At 43.7% G+C, this 6,728-nt stretch carries 6 protein-coding genes and 1 tRNA gene; 3 read left to right on the forward strand and 4 right to left on the reverse strand.

Annotation, left to right across the window (positions count from 1 at the left end; all coding sequences use genetic code 11):
• Positions 1-103 precede the first annotated feature (103 nt).
• A complete protein-coding gene (locus PX636_RS03650) occupies positions 104-1,006 on the forward strand; it encodes an RpnC/YadD family protein (protein ID WP_288116256.1) in 903 nt (300 codons plus the stop codon).
• 29 nt (positions 1,007-1,035) lie between these two features.
• Here the strand turns inward: PX636_RS03650 and PX636_RS03655 are convergent, their stop codons facing one another.
• Positions 1,036-1,536, reverse strand: a complete 501-nt coding sequence (locus PX636_RS03655; RefSeq protein WP_288116257.1) for a sigma factor-like helix-turn-helix DNA-binding protein — start codon at positions 1,534-1,536, stop codon at positions 1,036-1,038.
• 184 nt (positions 1,537-1,720) lie between these two features.
• Between PX636_RS03655 and PX636_RS03660 the strand changes: the two genes are divergently transcribed.
• Together PX636_RS03660 and PX636_RS03665 are read left to right on the forward strand one after the other, a co-directional pair.
• Entirely contained in the window at positions 1,721-3,958 is a 2,238-nt protein-coding gene (locus tag PX636_RS03660; RefSeq protein WP_288116258.1) for an FdhF/YdeP family oxidoreductase, read from the forward strand.
• A 289-nt stretch (positions 3,959-4,247) separates the two neighbouring features.
• Positions 4,248-4,673: a lysozyme inhibitor LprI family protein gene (locus tag PX636_RS03665; RefSeq protein WP_012267761.1), complete on the forward strand. Its 426-nt coding sequence runs from the start codon at positions 4,248-4,250 to the stop codon at positions 4,671-4,673.
• A 59-nt stretch (positions 4,674-4,732) separates the two neighbouring features.
• On the opposite strand, the gene PX636_RS03670 is transcribed toward PX636_RS03665, so the two are convergent.
• The 3 genes from PX636_RS03670 to PX636_RS03680 all read right to left on the reverse strand — a co-directional run bounded on the left by PX636_RS03670 (position 4,733) and on the right by PX636_RS03680 (position 6,723).
• A tRNA-Gly gene (locus PX636_RS03670) sits at positions 4,733-4,803 on the reverse strand.
• 85 nt (positions 4,804-4,888) lie between these two features.
• Positions 4,889-5,626 (reverse strand): HAD family hydrolase, encoded by a 738-nt coding sequence (locus PX636_RS03675; RefSeq protein ID WP_288116259.1) that lies wholly within the window; start codon positions 5,624-5,626, stop codon positions 4,889-4,891.
• Positions 5,627-5,892: 266 nt separating this feature from the next.
• Complete coding sequence (locus PX636_RS03680; protein ID WP_288116260.1) at positions 5,893-6,723, reverse strand: hypothetical protein; 831 nt, start codon at positions 6,721-6,723, stop codon at positions 5,893-5,895.
• Positions 6,724-6,728 lie beyond the last annotated feature (5 nt).

Here is a 6,728-nt window from a genome sequence, read left to right on the forward strand (position 1 = left end):
GTTTGCCGCTTACAAAGCCAGTTTAGGCTTTGTTTGGGCTTGAAATTTGTTTAAGTCCCAATAAGATTATTACCGTCCTTTTTATGCTTGATTATTAATTTGAATGACTCGCCAAATTCATGACCAATTTGCTAAGGAATATCTGGAGGAATTACTAACACCTCTAGGGACGATTAAAAAGAGTAAGAAAGTCAAAAGTGAGGTTCAAGAAATCGATGTCTGGTTTGAACCATTTAGCTCACCTCCTCCCACTGAGTTACCTTTAGGATTACTTGGAAAAATGGCGGCTACTTCCTGTTTGTTTGAACCTTTCCGCAATCCCCCGACCGAGGTAGAGATTCGCAGTTGTTTGTCAAAGTTATACACGGTTCATGGGGATGTCTTGAGAAAAGCGAAACGGTCAAACAAAACTCTAACAGAAGCTGAACTACCAGTTCTCTGGATTCTAACGCCCACCTTTTCAGCTAGAATGATTGAAGATTTCGGGACTCACAGCGATGAGAGTAATTGGTTAACAGGGGTTTACTTTTTAGCGAAGTCTCTCAAAGCGGGCATCATTGTCATTCATCAATTACCAGTAATTGAGGACACCTTATGGTTGAGGGTATTAGGTAAAGGAGGAACTCAAAAACGAGCAGTTGAAGAGTTAGTTGAACTGCCAGAACGCAATCCTTGTCGAGAGAATTTATTAGAAATTCTGGCCAACTGGCGCAAGAACTTAGAGTTGAGAGATAATTTAAGTACCGAAGAACAGGAGGACATCATGAACTTATCACCAGCTTATTTACAACAAAGGGAAGAGTGGAAGCAAGAAGGGATACAACAAGGTAGTTTAGAAGAACGGTATTCCCTGATAACCAGTCTTCTGGAAGGACGCTTTGGCCCCCTAGATTCGGAATTATTCAGTCTAGTAGAAAAGATTGCCCAACTTCCCATCTCGGAACGCACCGCTTTACTTCTTTCTTTAGCGAATTTATCCCGCGAGGAATTGTTGGAAAGATTGTAAATTTCGTTTCTCGCTCTTCTTACAGTCGTTCAACGATAATTGTTTTCCTTTTGTTTTTGCCGATAAGCTTCAAATTCGGGGTTACTGGCAAGAATTTGACGAACGCGCTCGCGACTTATGCCGTATTTATCCCCTATTTGCTGATAGCTTAATCCTTGTCTATGGAGTTCTAAAAAATCGTAGCTTTTTTGCAGTTTTTCCTTTCTCTGTGCATCCCGTCTTGGGGTTGGACTCTTATCGCTAAGGTGTCCTACTATTTCCCTTCCCAACTCAGTCAAAGAATATTGAGAATCGTGGAAACTAACCAATCCTTGTTTTTCCAATTCTTTAAGTATTTTATGTACTCTGGTTAAATTATGAGCAGTTGTTGCCAATTGCCGAGATGGTTCCGAAAGTATCCGAATTGCCGAATCGATCTCAATCGGATAATCTAACATCCCTTTCAGAATCTGTTTCTGTTTTGCTTGGAGATTAGCGATCATCTCCTCTAAATGTTGAAAGTCTTCATTTTCATCCATCGGAATTACCATTTTAATAGACCTCTCCTTAGTCTGATAAAATCACAATCAGGAGATATTGTCAACAACTAACCGTAGCTTACCCAGTCGTTTATGCATTGCTGATGCACTTTTTAAAAAATGGTGATAAACTCAACTGTACTGGGTACACTCTCCCTATCGGATGAATTTGAGAAAAAATCGAGAGAAAAAAACGATGAACGAACGAGAAACATCGGACAAAATAGAAGCGGGCGGGGGTTTTCCCGTATTGCAATATTGGGCGGAAAAAACTCTCTCTCCTCAAGGGGTTAAACTCTGGCAAACCTTGAATCATAAAAGTGCCTGTTTAGCTTGCGCTTGGGGAACGGGAGGACAAAAGGGCGGTTTTGTCAACGAAGCGGGGGAAAGTCTGCAACGTTGTCTCAAAAGTGTCGAGGCGATTACCTCCGAATTAATGCCAGGTATTAAAACTGATTTTTTTCAGACCTATCATCTCGCTCAATTACAGTCCTTAACCTCCCTAGAATGCGATCGCTTGGGTCGTTTCAGTTATCCCGTCCTCTTAAAAGCCGGAGAAAGTCACTATCAACGTATTAGTTGGGAAGAAGTGTATCGATTAGCCGAACAAGCTTTTCATCAACCGTCCGAGACTATTGCCTCCTATAGTTCTGGACGTTCTTCTAATGAAGCCGCCTATCTCTTACAATTGTTTTTCCGGGCATTAGGAAGTAATAATTTAGCCGATTGTTCCGATCTCTGTCATGCCGCCTCGACCGTAGGCTTAAAACAGGTTTTCGGAACCGGAACTTCGATGGTCAGTCTGGAAAGTTTAAAACAAGCCGATTGTGTGGTGTTAATCGGTTCTAACGCTCCTGCTAATCATCCTCGCCTGATGAATGAATTAATTCAAATTCGTGATCGCGGCGGTAAAATTATTATTATTAACCCGCAAATTGAAGTCGGATTGGTCAAATTCTCCTCACCCGCTTTTCCGATTAAATCTTTATTGCGGGGCGGTTCCGATATTTCAACTCTCTACCTACAGCCGATACCGGGTAGCGATACTGCCCTATTCGTCGGATTACAAAAATCTTTAATTGAACAAAATTTAGTGCGGTGGGATTATCTCAAATCCCGTACAGAAAATTGGCAATCTGTTATAGATTACGCCCGACAAATTCCCTGGGAAACCATTACTAAAACCTGCGGTTTGTCCCGAGAAGAAATTGAAGCAACCGCCGCCCTTTTCGGCAATTTAGAGCGTGTGGTTTTCGCTTGGGCGATGGGGGTTACACAACAGGAAAATGGGGTAGATAATATTATCAGTATTGCCAATACCGCTTTAATGACGGGAAATGCTGGCAAAATCGGAGCCGGAACCATGCCAATCAGAGGTCATTCTAATGTACAGGGCTTCGGTTCTATGGGCGTTACGGTGAGATTACGTCAGGAAATCGCCGAGGCACTTGCTCAACTTTTAGGAAAGCCATTAAATATAACCGGCGGTTATGATACCAGGGCATTAATTGAAGCTGCCGAACGGGGAAAAATCAACACCCTTTTCTGTTTGGGAGGTAATCTTTATGGAGCAAATCCAGATTTAACTCAAGCCAAAAAAGCCTTAGCTCAAATTGATACGATTTTTTATGTAGCTACTAAGCCAAATTTAGGACATTTTCAGGGATTAGCCCGACAAAATACGGTAATTTTACCCGTCTTCGCTCGTTTTGAAAATCCTCACCCGACAACCACCGAATCGGGCAATAATTTTGTCCGTTTTAACGAGCGGGGAAGCAGTCATCTACAGGGTTCCCATGTGGATATCATCTCGGAAGTAGAACTGTTAACAAATATTGCCGTCAAGGTTTTAGGCACAAACCCGATTGATTGGTCGAGATTACACGATACCGCCTATATTCGTCAGTTAATCGCCAAAACGATTCCGGGTTATGAAAAGATCGGGCAATTAGATCAAACCCAAACAGAATTTACCATTAGCGGACGGATTTTTACCGAACCCCATTTTCCAACATCGACGGGAAAAGCGCAAATGTCTGTCACGCTTTTACCCACTTTAAAAGCACCGCAAAAGGAAGATTTCAATCAACCAGAAAATGCACCCGGAATTGCTCTGATTCTCGGAACAGGACGCAGTTATGGACAACATAATACCGTCGTTTATCAAGTGGGCGATAAATATCGGGGAATGCCTCACCGTCATTGTTTATTGATCAACGCCGAAGATGCCAAAAAAGCGGGCTTTCAAGAACATCAACGAGTCACCGTTCAAGGAGATGCCGGCAAATTAGAAAATATCGAACTTATTTTCGGTCCGATTCGCGAAGGTGTTGGCTTTATGTTCTATCCCGAAGCCAATGTTTTATTCAAGGCTAAAATCGACCCTCGCTGTGGGACTCCTGCTTATAAAAGAGTTCCCGTCTGGGTTTTTTAGTTATCAACTCCTCTGATTTTCTTTTTTGGAAATAATGAAATAGGGTTAAGCAGGTAGGCAAAATTATTTGTAGGATGGGTTAGGGGTAGCGTAACATGAGCAGGCGTTGGGTTTCATGCTTCAACCCAACCTACGTTCATCTTATATTTAGTTCCACCCACCCACTTTTTTGGAAATAATGAAATATAGTTAACCAAGCCAACCAACGAATTGAGCAGAATGAAAAAGCTATAGTCGCTTTGATCGCATTTCTGTTATCTTCTTCTTACCCTCATTAAAATAAGTATCCATGGGTAAGTTTTTACTAACCGTATTAAGCATAGCAAGTTTGTTTGCTGTCGGGATGGCTACCCCTAGCATTGCCAGTCCCACATCTGCAGCGACAAACTTGCAACTAGCTCAACGTCCTAACTGTAACAATCCCCAGACTCAAAGCCAAATGAACATTTGTGCCAGCATCGCTTATCAAAACGCCGATCGCAAGTTAAATCAAGTTTATCGACAACTACTGCCAAAACTGTCAGCTGCTCGCAAACAAAAATTAATTACCGCCCAACAAGCTTGGATTAAGTTTAGAGACAGCAGTTGCGAATTTGAAAGAAGCGCCTATGAGGGAGGCTCTATAGCTCCCATGATTTACGGTAATTGTTTGGCAGCTGTCACCGAGCAGCGTACCAAAGATTTGCGGAGATATTTAGAAGATAGCGATCTCTAAGTCAGAATCGCCGTTGATATTACCGATAATTCCTTAGACGTTTACTGCACAACAGCCTAAGCGGGTGAGGGGAATCGAACCCCTATCATTAGCTTGGAAGGCTAGGGTTTTACCACTAAACTACACCCGCATTTTCTTAGCACTTTCGTTAGCATAACACGAATTGCCGATTTTTGCAAGTAGGGATTTTCAGCTTGTTAATCGCCTCTAGATGGTCATAGATTGCCTAAAAATCCCGATCGCTCGGTTATTTCCCCGATTTGGCTAAAAGTTTTCTCCACGCGATCGAGGTCTAGTTGGGAGAAATTATCGATCGCCCAGTTGGACACTCTCTGCATAAAATGGAAGGGATAGGTATGAGCGATTCCCACCACCTGCATTCCCGCTCGTTTTGCCGCTTCGCAACCGACAAAAGTATCTTCAATCACCAGACATTCCCAGGGTTGCAACTGTAGATTAAAATTCCAACGATTGAATCTTTCTACGGCCAGTAAATAACCATCCGGTTGGGGTTTACTGGTGCTAATCTCATCGCCGGTGACAATGACACTAAAGTAATCCCCAAGGCCCGCCTGTTGCAAGATTGATTCCACTTCCGAGCGTATTGCTCCCGTCACCAAACCGATTTGTAGATCCCTGGCCTTAACCCGTTTTAAAAAAGAGTATATCTCTTCATAAATAGGAAGTTTCTCTAATTTTCCTAATCTTTCTCGGTATAAACTCGCTTTTTTGTTAATTAACTTAGTCAGATACTCCTCGGTCACTTGACGACCGCGACGGGTGAGAACATTACGCAAACAGACGCGATCGCTTCTTCCCAGACATAACTCCGCAAATTCCGACCCTAGGGGCAGTAAATTTTCTCCGATCAAGATTTCATTGATTAACTCTTGATGGATTGGTTCATCATTGATGATCACCCCATTAAAATCGAACAGAACAGCCTTTAACATCAATCTTAGACAGAAAAGCTAATAAATACTCAGTGTTCTTGATTATACTAAAGTTTTTCGTCGGAGCCAGGTGTGGGGAAGCTAAGACCCATTTTCCCCCAATCCCCAACTCCCCACCCCCCCGACATCGGGGGGGTCGGGGGGGTGGGTAGGGTTGATTCATGAATCAACCCTACCTTGAATCAACCCTACTATGAATCAACCCTAGGGGCAGGGGGGGGGAGATTCGGCTAATCTAAGAATAAGCGGTTTAAATGCGTCTTAGCTTACAAGCTAGAAGAACAGCAATCTTTCCATTTTTGGGCGATAGAAAGGATTAATTCTTTTTCTGCTTGGGGTAAATTGGCAGCCTGTCGGTCGATTATATCGCTTAATTCCCCGATAATCCGATCTCTACTTCTCTGGACTAAAGCTATTTCTGCGATAACTCGATTTAAACTGCTGATAGCTTGCCAAGTTTGCGGACGTAATGACGGTTCTGCGGCAATGGGGGCAACCTCCAGGGAAGCGATACTATCGAAAGTTGCTGCCTGACTAAATCGGTGTAAAGTTTGGGCGAGACTATACATTTCTTCCCCGTAGGCGAGGGAACGTACCACAGCAAAGGCTTTTTCGGCTTTTTCGGTGTCCTGTTGGTGAAGATACCAAAAACCAGCGGCGGCGGCGCGAGCAGGAGTATCTAGACGGATTTGGCTGTCAGCAAGAGAAAACAGTTTCGCCGACGCGGACGCATATTTTAACAATTGCCAATCGGAGGGATTTTCTGCCAGACGGGAGACGCGATAGATAATTTCTGCCTCTGGGAATTGCGGTAAAACGCGATTAACGGCGGCAAGGACAGGAATAAACTGGCGGCTGTACCGAAGGTATTGATTGAGGTTATTAATAGCCGTTTCCCAGTCTTGCTGTAACCATTGTTGTAGAGTCGAGGTTAACCCCGGCAGCGGTAGAAGGGTAATACGGGGAAAAAGTCGCCCTTGGGAGCCAGCCAAAAGCCCGATTAGCCAATTATCAGGACGGAAAAAGGCGAATATAAACACCACGCCTAACACCACGCCGAACGCCAAGCCCGACACCGCGCCCGACACGCCCGACACGCCGA

Origin of the sequence: Microcystis sp. M53598_WE2 (assembly GCF_030067735.1) — a bacterium.
In the GTDB taxonomy this organism is placed as follows: Bacteria; Cyanobacteriota; Cyanobacteriia; order Cyanobacteriales; family Microcystaceae; genus Microcystis; species Microcystis aeruginosa.